The sequence below is a fragment of the Kribbella catacumbae DSM 19601 genome (assembly GCF_000372465.1).
GTDB classification, from domain to species: domain Bacteria; phylum Actinomycetota; class Actinomycetes; order Propionibacteriales; family Kribbellaceae; genus Kribbella; species Kribbella catacumbae.
On record NZ_AQUZ01000037.1, the window covers coordinates 1 to 19,776 of the forward strand.

At 68.5% G+C, this 19,776-nt stretch carries 20 protein-coding genes and 1 pseudogene; 16 read left to right on the forward strand and 5 right to left on the reverse strand.

Annotated elements, in window-relative coordinates:
• Window positions 1-1,204: 1,204 nt before the first annotated feature.
• A pseudogene (locus tag A3ES_RS57240) lies at window positions 1,205-1,318 on the forward strand (IS982 family transposase); the annotation flags it as partial.
• A gap of 31 nt (window positions 1,319-1,349) precedes the next feature.
• Window positions 1,350-1,799: a type II 3-dehydroquinate dehydratase gene (aroQ, locus tag A3ES_RS0130615; RefSeq protein WP_157630835.1), complete on the forward strand. Its 450-nt coding sequence runs from the start codon at window positions 1,350-1,352 to the stop codon at window positions 1,797-1,799.
• Window positions 1,800-1,803: 4 nt separating this feature from the next.
• On the opposite strand, the gene A3ES_RS0130620 is transcribed toward aroQ, so the two are convergent.
• The gene (locus A3ES_RS0130620; protein ID WP_020390664.1) at window positions 1,804-2,199 is read right to left on the reverse strand and encodes a RidA family protein; all 396 of its coding nucleotides are present in this window, start codon (window positions 2,197-2,199) and stop codon (window positions 1,804-1,806) included.
• 266 nt (window positions 2,200-2,465) lie between these two features.
• Here A3ES_RS0130620 and A3ES_RS0130625 point away from each other — a divergent pair, with 266 nt between their 5' ends.
• Window positions 2,466-3,131, forward strand: coding sequence for a response regulator transcription factor (locus A3ES_RS0130625; RefSeq protein ID WP_040455945.1), 666 nt, complete (start codon window positions 2,466-2,468; stop codon window positions 3,129-3,131).
• A 50-nt stretch (window positions 3,132-3,181) separates the two neighbouring features.
• On the opposite strand, the gene A3ES_RS0130630 is transcribed toward A3ES_RS0130625, so the two are convergent.
• Together A3ES_RS0130630 and A3ES_RS48970 are read right to left on the reverse strand one after the other, a co-directional pair.
• Window positions 3,182-3,826 carry an NAD(P)-dependent oxidoreductase gene (locus tag A3ES_RS0130630; protein WP_020390666.1) on the reverse strand — a complete coding sequence of 215 codons (645 nt, stop codon included), beginning with the start codon at window positions 3,824-3,826 and terminating at the stop codon, window positions 3,182-3,184.
• A gap of 3 nt (window positions 3,827-3,829) precedes the next feature.
• Window positions 3,830-4,732: an EamA family transporter gene (locus tag A3ES_RS48970; protein WP_020390667.1), complete on the reverse strand. Its 903-nt coding sequence runs from the start codon at window positions 4,730-4,732 to the stop codon at window positions 3,830-3,832.
• Window positions 4,733-4,811: 79 nt separating this feature from the next.
• On the opposite strand from A3ES_RS48970, the gene A3ES_RS0130640 reads away from it, so the two are divergent.
• Both A3ES_RS0130640 and fxlM read left to right on the forward strand, forming a co-directional pair.
• A complete protein-coding gene (locus A3ES_RS0130640; protein ID WP_020390668.1) occupies window positions 4,812-5,309 on the forward strand; it encodes a MarR family winged helix-turn-helix transcriptional regulator in 498 nt (165 codons plus the stop codon).
• Window positions 5,310-5,313: 4 nt separating this feature from the next.
• On the forward strand, window positions 5,314-6,528 hold the full coding sequence (gene fxlM, locus A3ES_RS0130645) for a methyltransferase, FxLD system (RefSeq protein ID WP_020390669.1): 1,215 nt from the start codon (window positions 5,314-5,316) through the stop codon (window positions 6,526-6,528).
• 1 nt (window position 6,529) lies between these two features.
• Here fxlM and A3ES_RS0130650 read toward each other — a convergent pair whose 3' ends face one another.
• Window positions 6,530-7,357: a hypothetical protein gene (locus tag A3ES_RS0130650; protein ID WP_026163358.1), complete on the reverse strand. Its 828-nt coding sequence runs from the start codon at window positions 7,355-7,357 to the stop codon at window positions 6,530-6,532.
• A gap of 163 nt (window positions 7,358-7,520) precedes the next feature.
• Between A3ES_RS0130650 and efp the strand changes: the two genes are divergently transcribed.
• Window positions 7,521-8,084, forward strand: coding sequence for an elongation factor P (efp, locus tag A3ES_RS0130655; RefSeq protein WP_020390670.1), 564 nt, complete (start codon window positions 7,521-7,523; stop codon window positions 8,082-8,084).
• A 22-nt stretch (window positions 8,085-8,106) separates the two neighbouring features.
• Window positions 8,107-8,517 carry a transcription antitermination factor NusB gene (gene nusB, locus A3ES_RS0130660; RefSeq protein ID WP_020390671.1) on the forward strand — a complete coding sequence of 137 codons (411 nt, stop codon included), beginning with the start codon at window positions 8,107-8,109 and terminating at the stop codon, window positions 8,515-8,517.
• A 202-nt stretch (window positions 8,518-8,719) separates the two neighbouring features.
• Here the strand turns inward: nusB and bldD are convergent, their stop codons facing one another.
• Window positions 8,720-9,232: a transcriptional regulator BldD gene (bldD, locus tag A3ES_RS0130665; protein WP_026163359.1), complete on the reverse strand. Its 513-nt coding sequence runs from the start codon at window positions 9,230-9,232 to the stop codon at window positions 8,720-8,722.
• Window positions 9,233-9,450: 218 nt separating this feature from the next.
• Here bldD and pyrR point away from each other — a divergent pair, with 218 nt between their 5' ends.
• The 9 genes from pyrR to A3ES_RS0130710 all read left to right on the forward strand — a co-directional run bounded on the left by pyrR (window position 9,451) and on the right by A3ES_RS0130710 (window position 19,741).
• A complete protein-coding gene (gene pyrR, locus A3ES_RS0130670) occupies window positions 9,451-10,080 on the forward strand; it encodes a bifunctional pyr operon transcriptional regulator/uracil phosphoribosyltransferase PyrR (protein WP_020390673.1) in 630 nt (209 codons plus the stop codon).
• Entirely contained in the window at window positions 10,080-11,039 is a 960-nt protein-coding gene (locus A3ES_RS0130675) for an aspartate carbamoyltransferase catalytic subunit (RefSeq protein ID WP_020390674.1), read from the forward strand. Before pyrR ends, A3ES_RS0130675 begins: the two co-directional genes overlap by 1 nt.
• On the forward strand, window positions 11,036-12,343 hold the full coding sequence (locus A3ES_RS0130680; RefSeq protein ID WP_020390675.1) for a dihydroorotase: 1,308 nt from the start codon (window positions 11,036-11,038) through the stop codon (window positions 12,341-12,343). Before A3ES_RS0130675 ends, A3ES_RS0130680 begins: the two co-directional genes overlap by 4 nt.
• On the forward strand, window positions 12,340-12,828 hold the full coding sequence (locus A3ES_RS0130685) for a PH-like domain-containing protein (protein WP_020390676.1): 489 nt from the start codon (window positions 12,340-12,342) through the stop codon (window positions 12,826-12,828). Before A3ES_RS0130680 ends, A3ES_RS0130685 begins: the two co-directional genes overlap by 4 nt.
• On the forward strand, window positions 12,825-13,970 hold the full coding sequence (gene carA, locus A3ES_RS0130690; RefSeq protein WP_020390677.1) for a glutamine-hydrolyzing carbamoyl-phosphate synthase small subunit: 1,146 nt from the start codon (window positions 12,825-12,827) through the stop codon (window positions 13,968-13,970). Before A3ES_RS0130685 ends, carA begins: the two co-directional genes overlap by 4 nt.
• On the forward strand, window positions 13,970-17,320 hold the full coding sequence (carB, locus tag A3ES_RS0130695; protein WP_020390678.1) for a carbamoyl-phosphate synthase large subunit: 3,351 nt from the start codon (window positions 13,970-13,972) through the stop codon (window positions 17,318-17,320). Before carA ends, carB begins: the two co-directional genes overlap by 1 nt.
• On the forward strand, window positions 17,320-18,372 hold the full coding sequence (locus tag A3ES_RS0130700) for a quinone-dependent dihydroorotate dehydrogenase (RefSeq protein WP_020390679.1): 1,053 nt from the start codon (window positions 17,320-17,322) through the stop codon (window positions 18,370-18,372). Before carB ends, A3ES_RS0130700 begins: the two co-directional genes overlap by 1 nt.
• 17 nt (window positions 18,373-18,389) lie before the next feature.
• Window positions 18,390-19,226, forward strand: coding sequence for an orotidine-5'-phosphate decarboxylase (gene pyrF, locus A3ES_RS0130705; RefSeq protein ID WP_020390680.1), 837 nt, complete (start codon window positions 18,390-18,392; stop codon window positions 19,224-19,226).
• Between the two features lie 143 nt (window positions 19,227-19,369).
• Window positions 19,370-19,741: a hypothetical protein gene (locus tag A3ES_RS0130710; RefSeq protein WP_040455946.1), complete on the forward strand. Its 372-nt coding sequence runs from the start codon at window positions 19,370-19,372 to the stop codon at window positions 19,739-19,741.
• Window positions 19,742-19,776 lie beyond the last annotated feature (35 nt).

Consider the following 19,776-nt stretch of genomic DNA (forward strand, 5'->3'; position numbering starts at 1 on the left):
CTCTGCCGCCAATCCCGGCCCGGCCGCAGGTAGCCCCACCGGGCCTGGGGCGACCCCTGGCCCTGCCGCAGACATCACCGACGGCTCTGCTGCTGACACTGCCGGTGGTCACGTCGATGCCGACGGGGCCGCGGAGTCTGGAGGTGGCGCGGGCTCTCANGGCTGGNGNGCCGGTAACGAGCCGTGGGACAACCACGCCGACGATGCCGCCGCCGCTGACCGGGAGCCGCCGGATCCCGGTGACCCAATGGGCGACCGGCCACACGACCCGTGGGCACCCCGCGATCCCAGGGGCACCCCCGACGCCAGGCCGGCCGAGCCTGAGCCAACCTGGGCGGCCGAGCCGGCCGACGCGGCCGACGCGGCCGAGCCGGTGCTGGATGATGCCGTGCGGCTGGAACTGCGCCGCAAGCTGGCCGCGATCCGCCAGGACGCCTACCGCAGCGGCCTCGGGTCCACCGGGCGCCGCCCGGCTCCCACCACGATGTATGTGCACATCACCGACCAGACCCTGCTCGACGGTGAAGGCGTCGCCCGCGTCGAGCGGTTCGGGCCGGTCCTGGCCGCCCGGCTGGAAGAGCTGCTCGGCCACGACCAGATCGTCATCAAGCCGGTGATCGACCTCAACGACAACCGGATCAACGTCAACGCCTACGAGGTGCCGCGGGAACTGCGCGAACGCCTCAAGCTCACCTACCCGGTCGAGCAGTTCCCCTACGGAGCCGCCGAGACCACCGAGAGCACCGACCTCGACCACATCACGCCGTACGACTTCTCCGACACCGGGCCGCCGGGCCAGACCAGCATCGCGAACCTCGCCCCGCTGCGGCGCTACAGCCACCGGGTGAAGACGCTTGGCGGGTGGGCTTCCGAACGCCTCGACGACGGCGCCCTGGAATGGACCACCCCCCACGGCTTCAAATTCCGCGTCGACCACACCGGGACGCACGCACTGGAACCCTAGATGACCGAATCCAAGGGGTGTTGGCCGGCGTGGGGCTGTCCGGTGACGTGGAGGGTGCCCAGGATCGGCGTTGCTTACCCAACGTCGACCTCGTGGAGACCTACGTGGACGCTGATCTGGACACCCTCGCGACAGCACTGTCGTGGGCGCCGATGATCTGCTGAAGGCCCGCCGCTGCGATCTGGACGGCTGGGCCGAATACGGCTACTGCGCCAGTCATTCGCGCTCGCAAGGGCGAGAGCCGGGGTCTGGGTCCGCGTCGTACAACGCATCCTGGCCCTGACCGCCGCGATCTGGCACAACGACCGCACCGGCCAACCCAGCAAGCGATCACCCTTGGCCTACGACCACTGACCCCTTGGAATCGATCATCTAGGGTGGGAGCGTGACTGATGTTGCTGGTGGACGACGTGTGCTGGTGCTGAACGGGCCGAATCTTGGGCGGCTCGGGTCGCGGGAACCTGATGTGTACGGCGCGATGACGTTCGCGGATCTTGTCGCGGAGTGCGAGAAGACTGGCGCCGAGCTCGGGCTCGAGGTCGAGGTCCGGCAGACCGACGACGAGGCGGAGTTGGTCGGCTGGCTGCACGAGGCTGCCGACGCGAAGACCCCGGTGGTGCTCAACCCGGCGGCCTTCACACATTACTCGTACGCCCTCCGCGACGCCTGCGCCCAGCGAACCGCCCCGCTGGTCGAGATCCACATCAGCAACCCGGCGGCGCGTGAAGAGTTCCGCCACACGAGCGTCGTCGCGGCGGTCGCGAACGGCACGATCGCCGGCTTCGGCGTCGACTCCTACCGCCTCGCCCTCCGCGCCATCACCACCCTGACCTGACGGGTCAGTCGGTGACGGCGATGGCGTCTACCTCTATGAGGTAGCCCGGGGCCCAGAGGGACTCGACGCCTAGCAGGACGTCGGCTGGTTTGTGGTTGCCGAAGAGGGTGACTCGGGCCGCCTCGATGTCTGCCAGGTACTCGCGGCGGTGGCCGACTACGTAGATCGTGATCTTGACGACGTCGCTCGGCTTGGCGTCGGCTGCGGCCAGCGCGCGGCCGAGGTTGGCGAAGACCTGCCGGGCTTGGGCCGCCAGGTCGTTGAGGCCGACCAGTTCGCCCGACTCGTCCTCGGCCAGTTGGCCGGCCACGTACACCTGCCGGCTCCCGGTGGCCGTCACGACGTGCGTGTAGGTCTGCGGCGTCGGCAGATCCTCGGGGTTGATCAGTTCGAGCGTCATGGTCGTCAGGATAGGCAGCCGGAAGGGGCGCCGGCGGGGGTCGCGAAGGCGTCGTTTCCTGGCGCCGATCGGACAAGAGATCGGCGTGAGACGCCGGTGAAATGTGGTCAGGTCACCCTTAGCTTGAGTCGGGATACCGCCTGCGGCTGATTCTGAAGGCTGGCTGAAGGTCGGGCATCACGATCGGGATTGACGATATTGGGGGTTCGCTCGTGACTGCGGATTCGATCCGTTCCGTTCCACAACGCTCTGGGGGAGTGACGCACATGACGCAACAACGCATACCTGTCTGGGTGAGGGCTCTCGACCCGCTCTCGCAGTTCGGGTTGGTGCACTCGCTCAGGCAGCGTCCGGAGATCCTGCTCATCGGTGAGGCCGAACTGGCCGAGTCGCAGCAGGCGAAGACCGACCAGCGCACCACCCCGCCAGTGGTGGCTCTGGTAGCGGTCGACTCTCTGGACGCGGGCGCAGTGCAGGTACTGCGCTCGGCGACCCAGCGGGGTTGTCGCCGGACCGTGCTGATCGCCAGCACGATCGACGACGAGGCGCTGATGACCGCGGTCGAGCTCGGGGTGTCGGGCGTGCTTCGGCGTACCGATGCCACGGCCGACCGGATCGTGCACCTGATCCAGGCAGCCGCTGCCGGCGACGGTAGCCTGCCGCCTGATCTGCTGGGCCGGTTGCTCGGGCAGGTGTCGCGCATGCAGCGGCACGTGCTCGCACCTCGGGGCCTGTCGCACACCGGGCTGTCCGACCGGGAGACGCAGGTACTGCGCCTCGTGGCGGACGGCAAGGACACGCAGGAGATCGCTCGCGAGCTGTCCTACTCCGAGCGGACGGTGAAGAACGTCCTGCACGACGTGACGAGCCGCCTGCAGCTGAAGAACCGTTCGCACGCCGTCGCCTACGCACTGCGCGAGGGCCTGATCTAGCAGTTCCACCCACCACCACCGCCGGACCGGGCTCAGCCCGGTCCGGCTTTTCAGTAGCCGACCGTGAACCGCGTGCAGTGGTGCTGCGGGCGCTCTGCTTCGTCGAGGAGGGCGATGGCGAAGTCCTCCATCGAGATGTACGACGTACCGTCGGCGGCGGTGAGCAACTCATCCCGGCCGAGGCGGTAAGTGCCGGTCCGGACGCCTGGTTCGAGAAGGGCAGGCGGGCTCAGGTAGGTCCACTCCAGGTCGGCGCTGCTGCGGATCACCTCCAGTTGCTCGTTGCAAGCCAGCGCGATCGGCCGCAGCGCCGCCGGGAAGCCGGGCCCATCAACGACCGTCGTACTGCGATCGCCGGGCAACGTGAGACTCGCGGCACCGCCGACGATCAACAGCCGAACCCCGGTCCCCGCCAGCCCAGACACCAACCCCTTGGCGGCAATCGCCAGCTCATCCTCCCGCCCAGGAACCGGACGGGTCGCGCTGATCACCAGATCCTGACCACGACTCAACCGAGTGACCTCAGTGGGATCCGACGCATCACCCCGCCGAACCCGCAGCCCGCCGGCCGCGTCGTCCTTGGATGATCGGAGGGCTTGGCGGCTGACCGCTGTGACCTCATGGCCGCGAGAGAGCGCTTCCTGAACTACTCGGCTGCCGACCGCGCCGGTGGCTCCGAAGACTGTGATGCGCATGGGTCAGACCCTTTCGGTGACGGGGACGGGCGTGCTGGACGCCTGAGGAGTGGGCTTCTTCCTGGTCTGTGCGGTGATCAGCGCGGCGAGCACGATCAGTCCGCCGACGAGCTGCAGCGGGCTGAGCCGCTGGTCGAGCACGAGCCAGCCGAGGAGGGTCGCCACAACCGGACTGAGCAGACCGAGGAACGTCACGTTGGTGGGGGAGAGGCCGCGAAGACCACGGAACCACAATGCATAGGCCACCGCGGATCCAAGGATCGTCAGGTAGGTGTACCCAGCGACATTGCCGAGTGTGAAGGACGCAGGGAGCGATCCCTCGACGATCCATGCGACCGGCAACAACAACAACCCGCCTGCGACCAACTGCCAGCCGGTTGTTGCGAGGAGCGGAGCCGGCGAGGTCCAGCGCTTGCTTAGTACGACGCCAGTGGCCATCACCACGGCACCACCCAGAGCGGCGGTGACGCCCCACGCGTCCAGCCGTGCGTCAGCCCGCAGTACAAGCAGACTCACGCCAGTCACGCCGGCGATCGCGGTCAGCATGGTCTTGACCGTCAATCGCTCGCCGAGCAGACCGGTCGACAGTAGAGCGACCAGCAGCGGCTGCAGCGCCCCCACGGTCGCGGCGACGCCGCCCGGCAGCCGGTAGGCGCCGATGAAGAGCAGCGCGTTGAACGCCCCGATGTTGAGTGCGCCCAGCACGAGCGCCCGCCACCACCAGATCCCCTGCGGCAGCCGCCGGGTGAGCGCGACGAGAAGGAGACCGGCCGGGAGGGCACGGATGAAGGCGGCGAGAAGCGGACGCTGCGGTGGCAACAGTTCCGTTGTGACCAAGTAGGTGGTTCCCCACAGCGCCGGCGCGATCGCCGTGGTGAGGATCAGGGAGGCTCGATTGCTTAGCACTAAGACAATGTATCTCAGCGCTAAGCAACTTTCCAGTGTTTTAGCTCACCACTAAGAGATCCAGCGGTACGCTGAACAGATGGCGGATCATGTCGACCAGATACTCGGCCAATGGCGCGAGCAGCGCCCGGACCTGGATGCGTCCCCCATGGCCGTACTGGGCCGGGTGAGCCGGCTTGCCCTGCTGATCGACGCCGAGCTGCGCCGCAACTTCGCCACCCACGATCTCGACCGGGCGTCGTTCGACGTCCTGGCCACCCTCCGGCGCAGCAACGCGGAACACAGCCTGACCCCGGCCGGGCTGATGCGCTCGTCGATGGTCACCTCCGGCGCGATCACCCAGCGGCTCGACCGGCTGGAGGCCCGCGGCCTGGTCAAGCGCAGCCCGAGCGAGACGGACGGCCGCGGCGTCCTGGTGACGCTCACGCCGCCCGGGCTGGAGCTGATCGACAAAGTGCTGCCGACCCACATCGCGACCGAGAACCGGCTGCTCGAGGGTCTGTCCGGCGCCGAACGGGAAGCGCTGGCCGGCACCCTGCGGACCTTGCTCGAATCCCTCGGCGACAAGACGGACTGACGCAATGGATGCCAGCGGCAACGATTCCCGGTACGCCGGAAGGTTGCGCGCGGCATTGACCGACCTGCTCGTCGCCCAGGGAGCGATCCACGACCAGCGGGTCGAGGCGGCCTTCCGCGCCGTACCGCGGCACCTCTTCGTCCCCCAGGTGCCGCTGGAGATCGCGTACACCGACGACGTCGTCCTGATGAAGCGCAACCAGGCCGGCGTCGCCATCAGTTCCGTCTCGCAGCCGACCGTGGTCGCGCTGATGCTCGAGCAGGCCGATCTCCAGCCCGGTCATCGGGTGCTCGAGATCGGCTCGGGTGGTTACAACGCCGCCATGCTGCACGAGCTGGTCGGGCCCACCGGTCACGTCACCACGATCGACATCGACCAGGACGTGGCCGACCGCGCGCGCCGAGGGCTGGACGCCGCCGGCTATCCAGAAGTCCAGGTACTGCGTACCGACGGCGAGTTCGGCTGCCCGGAGAGCGCTCCCTACGACCGCGTCGTCGTCACGGTCACCGCCTGGGACGTCGCGCCCGCGTGGATGACGCAGCTCGCGCCGGGCGGGCGCATCGTCGTACCGCTGAGGTTGCGGTCGCAGACCCGGTCGATCGCCTTCGACTTGCTCGACGGGTTCCTGGAGAGCCGGTCGATGGCGGTCTGCGGATTCGTCTGCATGCAAGGCGTCGGCGCGAGCTACGAGCGGTACGTGCCGTTGCAAGGTGATCTGGTGAGCCTGACCTTCGACGAGGATCAGGTTGACGAGCAGGAGCCGCCCGAGCGGGTGCTGGACCAGCCGAGGGAGTCGGCCTGGTCGGGCGTTCTGATGAACCGCGAGGAAGCGCTCTCCGACCTCGACCTGTGGCTTGCATCGACACTGCCCGGGTACTGCGTACTGAGCGCCGAGCGCCGCGCGCTGAAGAAGGGGCTGGTCACACCGGTCCCGCGATGGGGGGCCTCTGCGATTGCTTCGGGCAATTCGCTCGGCTACCTGACTGCACGCCCGGCGGCGGATCCGGACTTCGTCGAGCTCGGCGCCAATGCCCACGGATCCGCGGCGCAGGACTTTGCTCAGCTACTCGTCGATCAGGTGAGCCAATGGGACAAGAGCTTTCGCGGCGGTCCCGGGCCGACGCTGCAGATCCATCCGGCGGTGTTCCCGCCCGAGCAGCTACCGCCGGGCTTTCACCTCAACACCCGCCACAGCCAGGTGACCATCAGTTGGCCGTGATTCAGGTCTTCGGGCGGCCTGCGTCACGGACGGTTTGCCAGAGCTCGTCCATGTCGGTGCGGTCCTCGGGCTCGGGCTTCTCGACCCAGCCGCTGGCCCAGACGTTCTCTTCGCGGTCGAGATCGAAAGGCGACTCGGCGAACGCGGCCGAACCGACGTACCGGGTCTCTTCCTCGACCGGCGCCGAGTGCGTGCTGTCCGGGTCGGTGGTCGAGCCCGGCTTGGCGGTCGGTGTGATCAGGCCGCGGGCGTACTCCTGGGCGTCGATGATGCCGAGATCCTGTTCGTCGCAGAGCAGCCGGATGGCCGCGACCTCATGTCCCGTCCTCATCAACTCGCGGACGCGCTTCTCGATGTCGCTGTTCTGCGCCGGCATCGTCGGGTGATGGCCTGGGATCCGCTGCGGCGCCTGCACCTGGGGCGGCGTCGGCCACGGGTTCGGCTGCCCGGCGTACTGCTGCGGCGGCTGGTACTGCCCAGGCGGCGCGTACTGACCAGCCTGCACCACCGGACCAGGCTGCCCCGCGTGGTGGCCCGCCTGCTGACCTGTCTGCAGCAGAGCCTGCAGCATCCCGGCGAGCTGGGCGCTGCTCTGCGCGCGTCCTCCCGCCTGCACAGGGTTGCCAGGCTGCGCGGGGAACCCCGACGCGGGCTGGGTGTACTGCCCCTGGGCCTGCGGATGCTGGTTGGCGGTCTGCTGGGCCCGGATGCGCTCGAGCAACTTCTCTATCGTCGGGCTCGGAGTCGCCCGGTCGGTCTGGCGCTTGGCCGCCTTCCGGCCGAACCCGAAGATGATCATCAGGACCACGAAGATGATGAAGCCCGTCATCGGATGCCTCCCGGGCGCGGTCTGGAAGAGCCTGAAGGCCAGCGTAGAGCCCCCGGAGACCACGAATCGGGAGAACCGCCTGGTGACCGCTACAATCTGGCGTACCGCTGATCACTTTCACTATGACTTTTCACTGGGTCACTTTCTTAAGGGGAATTCCCGCGTGGCATCGACGAACGACCTCAAGAACGGCATGGTGCTCAACCTGGATGGGCAGCTGTGGTCTGTCGTCTGGTTCCAGCACCACAAGCCCGGTAAGGGCGGTGCCGTGATGCGGACCAAGCTGAAGAACGTGCTGAGCGGCAAGGTCGTCGACAAGACCTTCAACGCCGACGTCAAGGTCGAGGTGGCCAACGTCGACAAGCGCGACATGACCTACCTGTACAACGACGGCGGCTCCTACGTCTTCATGGACAGCTCGACCTACGAGCAGGTCCACATCACCCCCGAGGTGGTCGGGGAGGCGTCGCACTTCCTGCTGGAGAACCAGGAGGCCATCGTCGCCGTCCACGAGGACCTACCGCTGTACGTCGAGCTCCCGGCCTCGGTCGAGCTCACGGTGGAGTACACCGAGCCCGGCCTGCAGGGCGACCGCTCGACGGGTGGCACCAAGCCCGCCAAGCTGGAGACCGGCTACACCATCAACGTCCCGTTGTTCCTGACCACTGGCGAGAAGGTCAAGGTGGACACCCGGACCGGGGACTACCTCGGCCGCGTCACGTCCTGATCCCGAGAGCTGACAACAGAACATGTCTGCCCGCAGCAAGGCCCGCAAGCGCGCCCTCGACGTGCTGTACGAGTCGGAGGTCCGGGGGCTGTCCGTCGGCGGCACCCTGGCCGACCGGGTGGCTGACAACGACCCGCCGGTGAACGAGTTCACCGTGGCGCTGGTCGAGGGCGTGTCCGAGCACATCGAGTCGATCGACGACCTGCTCAGCACCCACTCGGTGGGCTGGTCGCTGGACCGGATGCCGGCCGTCGACCGCAACATCTTGCGGATCGGCGTCTACGAGCTGCTCTTCGACGAGCAGGTGCCGGACGTGGTGGCGGTCAGCGAGGCCGTCTCGATGGCGCGCGACCTGTCCACCGACGAGTCGCCGGCCTTCGTCAACGGGCTGCTGGCCCGGCTGTTGCAGCTCAAGCCCACGCTCGGAGTCTGAGCTCCGGCAAGACCTGAAAGCTTCGATAGGCCCGGTACCGCCACGGTGCGGTGCCGGGCCCTCTCAGCGTCCCCGTGCGTCGGCGCGGGGGGAACGGCCCCGGCCTGGTACTGCTCAGCTGGCCCGTCTCCGTGCGGAGAGGCGGGCAGGCGGCCGTGGGCAAGCTGCTACGAGCCCCGACCGTCGTGTCATGCCCGGCCGATCAGGCGCCGGCTGCCTCGGACTCCTCGACGTCGCCCTTCGCCTCCGGGTTCAGCACACCCCAGGAGATGAAACGCTCGGTCAGAGTCGTCGGCGACTCGTCGTAGATCACGGCGAGGGTGCGCATGTCGTCCTGACGGATCGACAGCACCTTGCCGTTGTAGTCCCCGCGCTGAGCCTGGATCGTGGCCGCATACCGCGTCAGCGGACCGGCCTCGCTCGCGTCGAGGTGTTGCAGAGCCTCCAGATCCAGAATCAACCGGGGCGGAGCTGCAGCCGCAGCAGCCGCACTGGCGGATCCAGGAAGCAGCTCACGGATCGGCACGCCGTAGAAATCGGCGAGCTCCGCAAGCTTCTGGACGGTGACGGCCCGATCGCCACGCTCGTAAGAGCCGACGACGACCGCCTTCCAGCGACCCTTGGACTTCTCTTCCACACCATGCAGCGACAAACCTTGCTGCTGGCGGATGGCGCGCAACTTGCCGCCTAGTGTCTTCGCGTATTCGCTAGGCACGCTGGTTCTTCCCTCCGACTTTTGGTCGTTACTCCGGTGGCCCGGACGGTGTTACTTGGGTGGGCCGTTTGGTGAAACCCCCCACGGTTACACAGAGTAACAATATTCTGGTCGCGAGGCCAGCGTCAAGACGGCGTGTCACTTCCGATACCATGTCAAGTGGTCCGAACGTCCTTTAAAGACCCGTCCAGAGAGGCGGGAAAGGAGGAACGGTAGCGATGAGCCCTGCCTCGGTGCCAGAGCCGGCGGCCAGAGAAGCAGAAAATTCTGCCTCCGCGGTCAAGGCTGTACCCCGCACAGTGCTGGATGCTTCCGATATTTCCCGGGCACTGACCCGGATCGCGCACGAGATCCTCGAGCGCAACCGGGGTGCCGACCCCGTCGTCCTGCTCGGTATTCCGACCCGTGGCGTGGGTCTGGCGACCCGCATCTCGGAGCGGATCGCGGCCGTCGAGGGGCGGAGCGTGCCGACAGGGTCACTCGACGTGACGATGTACCGCGACGACATCGGCCTCAAACCGGCGCGTGCGCTCGAGCACACCGATATCCCGTCCGGCGGGATCGACGGCAAGGTCGTCGTCCTGATCGACGACGTGCTGTTCTCCGGCCGCACCATCCGCGCCGCGCTGGACGCGATCGGCGACATCGGCCGGCCCAAGGCGGTCCAGCTGGCCGTCCTGGTCGACCGCGGCCACCGCGAGCTGCCAATCCGCGCGGACTACGTCGGCAAGAACCTGCCCACCTCCCTGGTCGAGCGGGTCACCGTCCACCTCACCGAGTACGACGGCGCCGACGCCGTACTGATCGCCGACAAGACGGTCGCCGACAAGACGGGAGCCTCCGCGTGATGCGGCATCTGCTCAGCGCGGGCGACCTGAGCCGCGACGACGCCAACCTGATCCTGGACACCGCCGAGGAGATGCGCTCGCTCGCGGACCGGCCGATCAAGAAGCTGCCCGCGTTGCGCGGGCGCACGGTGGTGAACCTCTTCTTCGAGGACTCCACCCGGACCAGGATCTCGTTCGAGGCGGCCGCCAAGCGGCTGTCCGCCGATGTGATCAACTTCTCGGCCAAGGGCTCGAGTGTCAGCAAGGGGGAGAGCCTCAAGGACACCGCGCTGACGCTGCAGGCGATGGGTGCCGACGGCGTCGTCTGCCGGCACGGCTCGTCGGGCGCGCCGCACCTGCTGGCCACCTCGGGCTGGCTGAACGGCTCGGTCGTCAACGCCGGCGACGGCACCCACGAGCACCCGACCCAGGCTTTGCTCGACGCCTTCACGATGCGCCGCCACCTCGGTTCGCTCGACGGTCGCCGGATCACCATCGTCGGCGACGTGCTGCACAGCCGGGTGGCCCGGTCGAACGTGCTGCTGCTCTCGACCCTCGGCGCCGAGGTCACCGTGGTCGCGCCGCCGACGCTGCTGCCGGTCGACATGACCAACTGGCCGTGCGCCACGTCGTACGACCTGGACGGGTCGCTGGCCAAGAGCGACGCGGTGATGATGCTGCGGGTGCAGCGTGAGCGGATGAACGACGCGTTCTTCCCCAGCGCCCGCGAGTACACCCGGCGCTACGGCCTGGACGTGCACCGGATGGCCCAGCTGCCCGACGAGGCGATCGTGCTGCACCCCGGCCCGATGAACCGCGGCATGGAGATCAGCGCCGACGTCGCCGACTCGAACCGCTCGGTGATCGTCGAACAGGTCACGAACGGCGTGGCGATCCGGATGGCCGTGCTCTACCTGCTGCTCTCAGGCAGTACCGACAGCAGTACTGACACCAACCCGACAGAGGAGCCCACGGCATGACCGCGTACCTGATCACTGGAGCCAAGGTCGTAGGTGTCGGTCAAAAATCAGACAGAGTGGCGGACCTGCTGATCGACAACGGCGAGATCGTCGCCGTGGGCAACGACCTCGCAAAGCCCGAAGGCGCCGAGGTGATCGACGCGACCGGTCAGATCGCGCTCCCCGGCCTGGTCGACCTGCACACCCACCTGCGCGAGCCCGGCCGCGAGGACGCCGAGACCGTGCTCACCGGGACCCGGTCCGCGGCGATGGGCGGGTTCACCGCCGTGTTCGCGATGGCCAACACCGACCCGGTGGCCGACACCGCCGGCGTCGTCGAGCAGGTGTGGCGCCTCGGCCGCGAAGGCGGGTACGCCGATGTCTACCCGATCGGCGCGGTCACCGTCGGCCGGCAGGGCACCCAACTCGCCGAGCTGGGCGCGATGGCGGACTCGGCGGCCCGGGTGCGGGTGTTCTCCGACGACGGCGACTGTGTCTGGGACGCCGCCCTGATGCGCCGCGCTCTCGAATACGTGAAGGCCTTCGGCGGCACGATCGCCCAGCACGCGCAGGAGCCGCGGCTGACGCAAGGCGCCCAGATGAACGAGGGAGCGCTCTCCGGCGTACTCGGCCTGACCGGCTGGCCGAGCGTCGCGGAGGAGTCGATCATCGCGCGCGACATCCTGCTCAACGCCCACGTCGGCTCGAAGCTGCACATCTGCCACCTGTCCACCAAGGGCTCGGTCGAGATCGTCCGGGCCGCCAAGAAGCGCGGCCTCGAGGTCACCGCCGAGGTGACGCCGCATCACCTGCTGCTGACCGAGGACCTCGCGGCGTCGTACAACCCGGTTTACAAGGTGAACCCGCCGCTGCGCACCAAGGCAGACGTCGAGGCGGTCCGCGAGGGCCTGGCCGACGGCACGATCGACATCGTCGCCACCGACCACGCGCCGCACCCGGTGGAGGACAAGGACTGCGAGTGGAGCGCCGCCGCGTTCGGGATGACCGGGCTGGAGACCGCTCTCTCGGTGGTCCAGCACACGATGGTCGACACCAAGCTGCTGACCTGGGCCGACCTGGCCGACCGGATGAGCTTCCGCCCGGCCGCGATCGGCCAGATCAGCGAGCACGGACGCCCGCTGGAGGTCGGCGCCCCCGCCAACCTGGTCCTGGTCGACCCGGCCGCCGAGCGCACCGTCGTACCGGCCGAGACCGCGTCGCTGTCGCGGAACACGCCGTTCGCCGGGATGACGCTGCCCGGTCGGGTGATGGCGACCTTCCTGCGCGGCGAACCGACTGTTCTGGACGGGAAGCTCACCAAGTGAAAGCCGTTCTAGGCGTCCTCGGCACGCTGCTGGTGATCGGCGGCGGCTGGTTCGGCATGTACCGCGGCTGGCGCAACCGCCAGTCGCGCCAGGCCGACCTTGCCCCGCTGCCGGCCGTGCCCGAGGGCAAGGTGAAGGGCGTCGAAGGCGTGTACGTCGCCACGACGACCGCCGGCGACTGGATGGACCGGATCGCCGTGCACGAACTCGGAGTCCGCAGTACAGCGGACCTGGCCGTCAGTGAGGCCGGCCTGATCTTCCACCGGCAAGGAGCGTCGGACGTCTTCATCCCGGCCGCCCACCTGACCGGAGTCCGGACCGACCGCGGCATCGCGGGCAAGGTGACCGCCGAGGCCTCCGGGCTCGTGGTGGTCACCTGGACGCACGACGGCCGCGAGCTCGACACCGGGTTTCGGCCGCGCCGCAAGGCCGACTCCGCCGGTCTGACCGCATCCATCTCGACCCTGATCGGAGCCGAGCAATGAGCCTGGCCGCCCTGCAACCCGCGCTGCTGGTCCTCGAAGACGGCCGCGCGTTCGCCGGTACGTCGTACGGAGCGACCGGCGAGACCTTCGGCGAGGCGGTGTTCACCACCGGCATGACCGGCTACCAGGAGACACTGACCGACCCGTCGTACCACCGCCAGATCGTCACCCAGACCGCGCCGCACATCGGCAACACCGGCGTCAACGACGAGGACGACGAGTCGCAGCGGATCTGGGTCGCCGGGTACGTCGTCCGCGACCCCGCCCGGGTGCCGTCGAACTGGCGCGCCACCCGCACCCTCGACGACCAGCTGAAGGGCCAGGGCATCGTCGGGATCTCCGGCATCGACACCCGCGCGCTAACCCGGCACCTGCGCGAGCGCGGCGCGATGCGGGCCGGTATCTCCACCGAGATCCTGGAGCCGGAGGCGCTGCTCAGGAAGGTGCTCCAGCAGCCGCCGATGGCCGGCGCCGACCTGGCCGACGAGGTCACCACCGCCGCCGCGTACGTCGTACCGGCCGAGGGGGAGAAGCGGTTCACCGTCGTCGCCCTCGACCTGGGGATCAAGACGATGACGCCGAAGCGGATGGCCGAGCGCGGCATCGAGGTGCACGTGCTGCCGGCCACCGCGTCCCTCGAAGAGGTGCTGGCGGTCAACCCCGACGGCATTTTCATGAGCAACGGCCCGGGCGACCCGGAGACTACCGAGCACCCGACCACGCTGCTGAAGGATCTGCTCGGCCGGAACATCCCGTACTTCGGGATCTGCTTCGGCAACCAGGTCTTCGGCCGGGCCCTCGGGCTGGGCACCTTCAAGCTGAAGTACGGGCACCGGGGGATCAACCAGCCGGTGCTCGACCGGGCCACCGGCAAGGTCGAGATCACCGCGCAGAACCATGGCTTCGCTGTGGACGCGCCGCTCGACAAGACCGTGGAGACGCCGTACGGCACCGCCGAGGTGAGCCACGTGTCGCTCAACGACAACGTCGTCGAAGGGCTCAAGCTGACCGGCAAGGACGGCGAACCGCTGGCCTTCTCGGTCCAGTACCACCCAGAGGCAGCAGCCGGGCCGCACGACTCGGCCTACCTGTTCGACCGCTTCGTAGAGCTGATGACCGTTTCTTCTAAGGATGGGAACTGATGCCCCGCCGTACAGACATCGACTCGGTGCTGGTGATCGGCTCCGGCCCGATCGTGATCGGCCAGGCCTGCGAGTTCGACTACTCCGGCACCCAGGCCTGCCGGGTGCTCAAGGAAGAGGGTTTCCGGGTCATCCTGGTGAACTCCAACCCGGCCACGATCATGACGGACCCGGAGTTCGCCGACGCCACCTACGTCGAGCCGATCACCCCGGAGTTCGTCGAGAAGGTGATCGAGAAGGAGCGCCCGAACGTCCTGCTCGCCACCCTGGGCGGCCAGACCGCGCTGAACGCGGCGATCTCGCTGCACGAGAACGGCGTCCTGGAGAAGTACGGCGTCGAGCTGATCGGCGCCTCCGTGGACGCGATCCAGCGGGGCGAGAACCGCGAGTCGTTCAAGGCGATCGTGGAGAAGCTGGGCGCCGAGGTGGCCCGCTCGCTGGTCTGCCACACGATGGACGACGTACTCGCCGCGGCGGCCGAGATGGGCTACCCGCTGGTGGTGCGGCCGTCGTTCACGATGGGCGGCGTCGGTTCCGGGATGGCCTACGACGAGAACGACCTGCGCCGGATCGCCGGCGCCGGCCTGACCGCCAGCCCGACCACCGAGGTGCTGATCGAGGAGTCGATCGTCGGCTGGAAGGAGTACGAGCTGGAGGTGATGCGCGACAAGGCGGACAACGTCGTGATCATCTGCTCGATCGAGAACGTCGACCCGATGGGCGTGCACACCGGCGACTCGGTCACCGTCGCGCCGGCGATGACGCTGACCGACCGTGAGTACCAGACGATGCGGGACCTTGCCATCGGCATCATTCGCGAGGTCGGCGTCGACACCGGCGGCTGCAACATCCAGTTCGCGGTGAACCCGGCCGACGGCCGGCTGATCGTGATCGAGATGAACCCGCGGGTGTCGCGGTCCTCGGCGCTGGCGTCGAAGGCGACCGGCTTCCCGATCGCGAAGATCGCCGCGAAGGTCGCCATCGGCTACACGCTGGACGAGATCCCGAACGACATCACCAAGCAGACCCCGGCCAGCTTCGAGCCGACGCTGGACTATGTGGTCGTCAAGGTGCCACGGTTCGCGTTCGAGAAGTTCCCGGCCGCGGACGCGACGCTGACCACGCACATGAAGAGCGTCGGCGAAGCGATGGCGATCGGCCGCAACTACACCGAGGCCCTGCAGAAGGCGTTGCGGTCGCTGGAGAAGCCGGAGGCCCGGTTCTCCTGGCTCGGCGCTCCGTCGAGCGACCTGGAGTCGTTGCTGGAGGCAATCAAGACGCCGCATGACGGCCGGCTGCGGACGATCATGGACGCGATCCGGGCGGGCGCCACGCCGGAGCAGATCTTCGACGCGACCAAGATCGATCCCTGGTTCGTGGATCAGATGTACCTGATCCACGAGACCGCGGGGCAGGTCGCCGCCGCGCCACGGCTGACCCCGGAGATCCTGCGGCTGGCCAAGCGCCACGGGTTCTCGGACCTGCAGCTGGCGGAGATCCGCGACCTGGCAGAGGACGTCGTCCGGGGTGTCCGGCAGGCGCTGGGGATCCGGCCGGTCTTCAAGACGGTCGACACCTGCGCGGCCGAGTTCGCCGCCACCACGCCGTACCACTACTCGTCGTACGACGAGGAGACCGAGGTGGCGCCGCGCACCGAGCCCGCCGTCCTCATCCTGGGGTCGGGCCCGAACCGGATCGGCCAGGGCATCGAGTTCGACTACTCCTGCGTGCACGCGTCGATGGCGCTGCGCGACGCCGGCTACTGCACGATCATGGTCAACTGCAACCCCGAGACCGTCTCGACCGACTACGACACCTCCGACCGGCTGTACTTCGAGCCGCTCACCTGCGAGGACGTCCTCGAGATCGTGTACGCCGAGATGCAGGCCGGCCCGATCGCCGGAGTCATTGTCCAACTGGGCGGCCAGACCCCGCTCGGCCTGGCCCAGCGGCTCGCGGACGCCGGCGTACCGATCGTCGGGACGTCGCCCGAGGCGATCCACCTGGCGGAGGAGCGTGGCGCCTTCGGCAAGGTGCTGTCCGACGCGAACCTGCCCGCGCCGAAGCACGGTACGGCGATGTCCTTCGACGAGGCGCAGCTGATCGCCACCGAGATCGGCTTCCCGGTCCTCGTCCGGCCGTCGTACGTACTCGGCGGCCGCGGCATGGAGATCGTGTACTCCGATGCCGAACTGACCGCCGCGCTCGAGCGGCTCAGCGGTGGCGCCCTGACCGCGAACTGGGAGCACCCGGTGCTGATCGACCGGTTCCTGGACGACGCGGTGGAGATCGACGTCGACGGGCTGTTCGACGGCGAGGAGCTGTTCCTGGGTGGCGTGATGGAGCACATCGAGGAGGCCGGGGTGCACTCGGGTGACTCGTCCTGCGCGCTGCCGCCGATCACGCTGGGCAACGCGGACATCGAGAAGATCCGCGAGTCCACCGAGGCGATCGCGCGCGGCGTCGGCGTACGCGGTCTGCTGAACGTGCAGTACGCGCTGGCCGGCGACGTGCTCTACGTGCTGGAGGCGAACCCGCGGGCGTCGCGGACGGTTCCGTTCGTGTCGAAGGCGACCGCGACGCCGCTGGCCAAGGCGGCCGCCCGAGTGATGCTCGGGGCAACGATCGCGGAGCTGCGGACCGAGGGCATGCTGCCGGCCGTCGGCGATGGCGGCACGTTGCCCGCGTCGACGCCCATCGCGGTGAAGGAAGCCGTGATGCCGTTCAACCGGTTCCGTACCCTCGACGGCGCGTCGGTGGACACCGTGCTCGGTCCGGAGATGCGCTCGACCGGCGAGGTGATGGGCATCGACGACACCTTCGGGACGGCGTTCGCCAAGTCGCAGGCCGCCGCGTCGCAGCCGTTGCCGGGGGCCGGCAAGGTGTTCGTGTCGGTCGCGAACCGGGACAAGCGGGCGATGATCTTCCCGGTCAAGCGGCTCGCGGACCTCGGCTTCCAGATCTACGCGACCGAAGGCACCGCCGACGTACTGCGGCGCAACGGCGTGCAGGCCGTCACGGTTCGCAAGAGCAGCCAGGGCCCGGGCCCGAACGGTGAGCCGACGATCGTCCAGATGGTCCACGACGGCGAGCTCAACCTGATCGTCAACACCCCGATCGGGATCACCAAGGACGGCTCACCCCGCCTCGACGGCTACGAGATCCGTAGCGCGGCGGTGGCCCGCAACATCCCTTGCATCACGACCGTCCAGGGCCTCGGCGCAGCAGTCCAGGGCATCGAAGCCCAGCAGGCCGGCGACATCGGCGTGCGCTCGCTCCAGGACTGGGCCAGCCGAATCCGCGGCCAAGCCGACGCCCCGGTTGGCACTCCGCCGGTGGCGGGGGACTGATGTACCGACGGCTCGTCCGGCCCGTCCTCTACCGACTCGGTAGAGGCGACGCCGAGGTTGCTCACGAGCAGACGCTTCACGGGTTGCGGCGGCTGAGCCGCATCCCGGGGGCGGTGCCGGCGCTGGCCCGGACCTACGGGTCCTTGCCGGCCGGGCTGGAGCGCACCGTCTTCGGGGTGCGCTTCCCCAGCCCGGTCGGGCTGGCCGCGGGGATGGACAAGAACGGTCTGGCCTTGCCGGCCTGGCGAGCGCTCGGCTTCGGCTTCGTCGAGGTCGGCACGGTGACCGCGCATCCCCAGCCCGGCAACGAGAAACCCCGCCTGTTCCGGCTGGTCGAGAGCGAAGCCGTGATCAACCGGATGGGCTTCAACAACGCAGGGTCCGAGGCGCTCGCGCGGCGACTGGAGGTGTACGGCGATCTCGGCTACCCGCTAGGTATCAGCATCGGGAAGTCCAAGGTGACGCCGCTGGAGGACGCGGTGGGGGACTACGTCACCTCGCTGCGGCGGCTCTATCGCTTCGGTGACTACTTCGCCGTCAACGTGAGCTCGCCGAACACCCCGGGCCTGCGCTCCTTGCAGGACTCTGGCCACCTGCGCGAGCTGCTGACCGCCCTGCACACCGAGGCGACGACCCTCAGTACGGGCGGACGCGGGCCGAAGCCGATCCTGGTGAAGATCGCTCCCGACCTGACCGAGCAGGCGATCGACGAACTGCTCGGCGTCTGCACCGACGTCGGTGTGGCCGGCATCATCGCCACCAACACGACGATCGGCCGCTCCGGTCTCGCTCCGGCCGACGAGCGACTGACCTCCGAGACCGGTGGGTTGTCCGGCCGGCCTCTGACCGAGATCGCGGCCAAGACCGTTGCCCACATCAACGCCGAGACCCAAGGAACGCTGCCGATCATCGGAGTCGGCGGCATCCTCGATCCCGACGACGCGACCCGGCTGTTCGACGCCGGCGCCAGCCTCGTCCAGCTCTACACCGGTTTGATCTACCGCGGACCGTCCCTGGTCCGGCGTACCAACCGCCGCTTGGCCCATCGATGAGAGAGCGAGAACGTCCCATGAGCAGCCAGCCCTTCGGAACCAGGTTGCGCGCGGCCATGAACGAGCGCGGCCCGCTCTGCGTCGGCATCGACCCGCACGCGCACCTGCTCGATGCCTGGGGCCTTCCTGACGACGCAGACGGGCTGGCCAGCTTCACGTACGGCGTGGTGGACGCGCTCGCCGACCGGGTGGCGATCTTCAAGCCGCAGTCGGCCTTCTTCGAGCGCTTCGGTTCGGCCGGGATCGCAGTCCTCGAACAAGCCACGATCAGGCTTCGCGAGGCGGGTGCCCTGGTGATCATCGACGCCAAGCGCGGTGACATCGGCTCGACCATGGCCGGGTACGCGTCGGCGTACCTGGCGGAGAAGGGACCGCTGGCCTGCGACGCGTTGACCGTCAGCCCGTACCTCGGCTTCGGCTCGCTGCAGCCGGCGATCGACGAGGCCCGTGCGGCCGGGGCCGGCCTGTTCGTGCTGGCGCTCACGTCGAACCCGGAAGGGCCGCAGTTCCAGTCCGCCCGGACAGCCGCTGGACCGACCGTGGCGGGCGCGGTGCTGGACGGCCTGCGCGAACTCAACGCCGACGCCGACGACCTCGGGTCCTTCGGTGCCGTGGTCGGCGCGACGATCAAGTCGACCGGCGAGAACCTGGACATCCGCGGACCGCTGCTGGCGCCAGGGCTCGGCGCCCAAGGCGGTACGGCCGAAGGGCTTGCGGAGGTTTTCGGGTCGGCCGTGCGCAACGTCGTACCGTCGAGCTCTCGCGAGATCCTCGGTGCCGGTCCGGACGCAGGCTCGCTGCGGGATGCGGCCGACCGCGCCAACGACGGCTTCCGCGCAGTACTGGGTTACTGACGACGCGGGAGATCACGGGCCGGTTCCAACCGGGCGGTGGGAGGTTCCTCACGGCGTGGTGGGTGGTCCGGTGACCCCGCCGTTCGCCAAGGTTGCCGATGACGGGGAGAGCTGGTCTTCCCGCGGCGACAGTTAGGACTGGGATGCGTAAGGTTGCGGCCCTCGCGGCGGTAGTGACAATGAGCGTCGGTACGTTGACGGCGTGCTCGGGTGGCGACTACTGCGGCGAGCTGAAGAATTATGCCGCGGCGGCCAAGGGCCTCGACATCAAGGACACCAAGGCGGTCGACAAGATGCGCGAGGAGGCCAAGAAGGTGTCCAAGTCGGCGCCGGACGACCTGAAGGACGACTGGAAGATCGTCCTCGAGTACGCCGACAAGGCCAAGGACGCGAACGGCGACACGGGCAAGCTCACTGAGCTGGCCAAGTCCGACGGCGCGAAGATCCAGCCGGCCTTCGAGGCGATCTCCAAGCACGCCAAGGACACCTGCAAGGTGGACAACGTCAACGGCTGACCCCCACCCAACCAACCCGTTCATTCGCCCCGTTT

Excerpts from the sequence above, each read along its gene's own strand:
- A3ES_RS0130620 (WP_020390664.1), bottom strand. The coding sequence starts at position 2,199 with ATGACGCTCGAACTGATCAACCCCGAGGATCTGCCGACGCCGCAGACC.
- A3ES_RS0130625 (WP_040455945.1), top strand. The coding sequence starts at position 2,466 with ATGACGCAACAACGCATACCTGTCTGGGTGAGGGCTCTCGACCCGCTC.
- A3ES_RS0130630 (WP_020390666.1), bottom strand. The coding sequence starts at position 3,826 with ATGCGCATCACAGTCTTCGGAGCCACCGGCGCGGTCGGCAGCCGAGTA.
- A3ES_RS0130640 (WP_020390668.1), top strand. The coding sequence starts at position 4,812 with ATGGCGGATCATGTCGACCAGATACTCGGCCAATGGCGCGAGCAGCGC.
- fxlM (WP_020390669.1), top strand. The coding sequence starts at position 5,314 with ATGGATGCCAGCGGCAACGATTCCCGGTACGCCGGAAGGTTGCGCGCG.
- A3ES_RS0130650 (WP_026163358.1), bottom strand. The coding sequence starts at position 7,357 with ATGACGGGCTTCATCATCTTCGTGGTCCTGATGATCATCTTCGGGTTC.
- nusB (WP_020390671.1), top strand. The coding sequence starts at position 8,107 with ATGTCTGCCCGCAGCAAGGCCCGCAAGCGCGCCCTCGACGTGCTGTAC.
- pyrR (WP_020390673.1), top strand. The coding sequence starts at position 9,451 with ATGAGCCCTGCCTCGGTGCCAGAGCCGGCGGCCAGAGAAGCAGAAAAT.
- A3ES_RS0130675 (WP_020390674.1), top strand. The coding sequence starts at position 10,080 with ATGCGGCATCTGCTCAGCGCGGGCGACCTGAGCCGCGACGACGCCAAC.
- A3ES_RS0130680 (WP_020390675.1), top strand. The coding sequence starts at position 11,036 with ATGACCGCGTACCTGATCACTGGAGCCAAGGTCGTAGGTGTCGGTCAA.
- carA (WP_020390677.1), top strand. The coding sequence starts at position 12,825 with ATGAGCCTGGCCGCCCTGCAACCCGCGCTGCTGGTCCTCGAAGACGGC.
- carB (WP_020390678.1), top strand. The coding sequence starts at position 13,970 with ATGCCCCGCCGTACAGACATCGACTCGGTGCTGGTGATCGGCTCCGGC.
- A3ES_RS0130700 (WP_020390679.1), top strand. The coding sequence starts at position 17,320 with ATGTACCGACGGCTCGTCCGGCCCGTCCTCTACCGACTCGGTAGAGGC.
- pyrF (WP_020390680.1), top strand. The coding sequence starts at position 18,390 with ATGAGCAGCCAGCCCTTCGGAACCAGGTTGCGCGCGGCCATGAACGAG.
- A3ES_RS0130710 (WP_040455946.1), top strand. The coding sequence starts at position 19,370 with ATGCGTAAGGTTGCGGCCCTCGCGGCGGTAGTGACAATGAGCGTCGGT.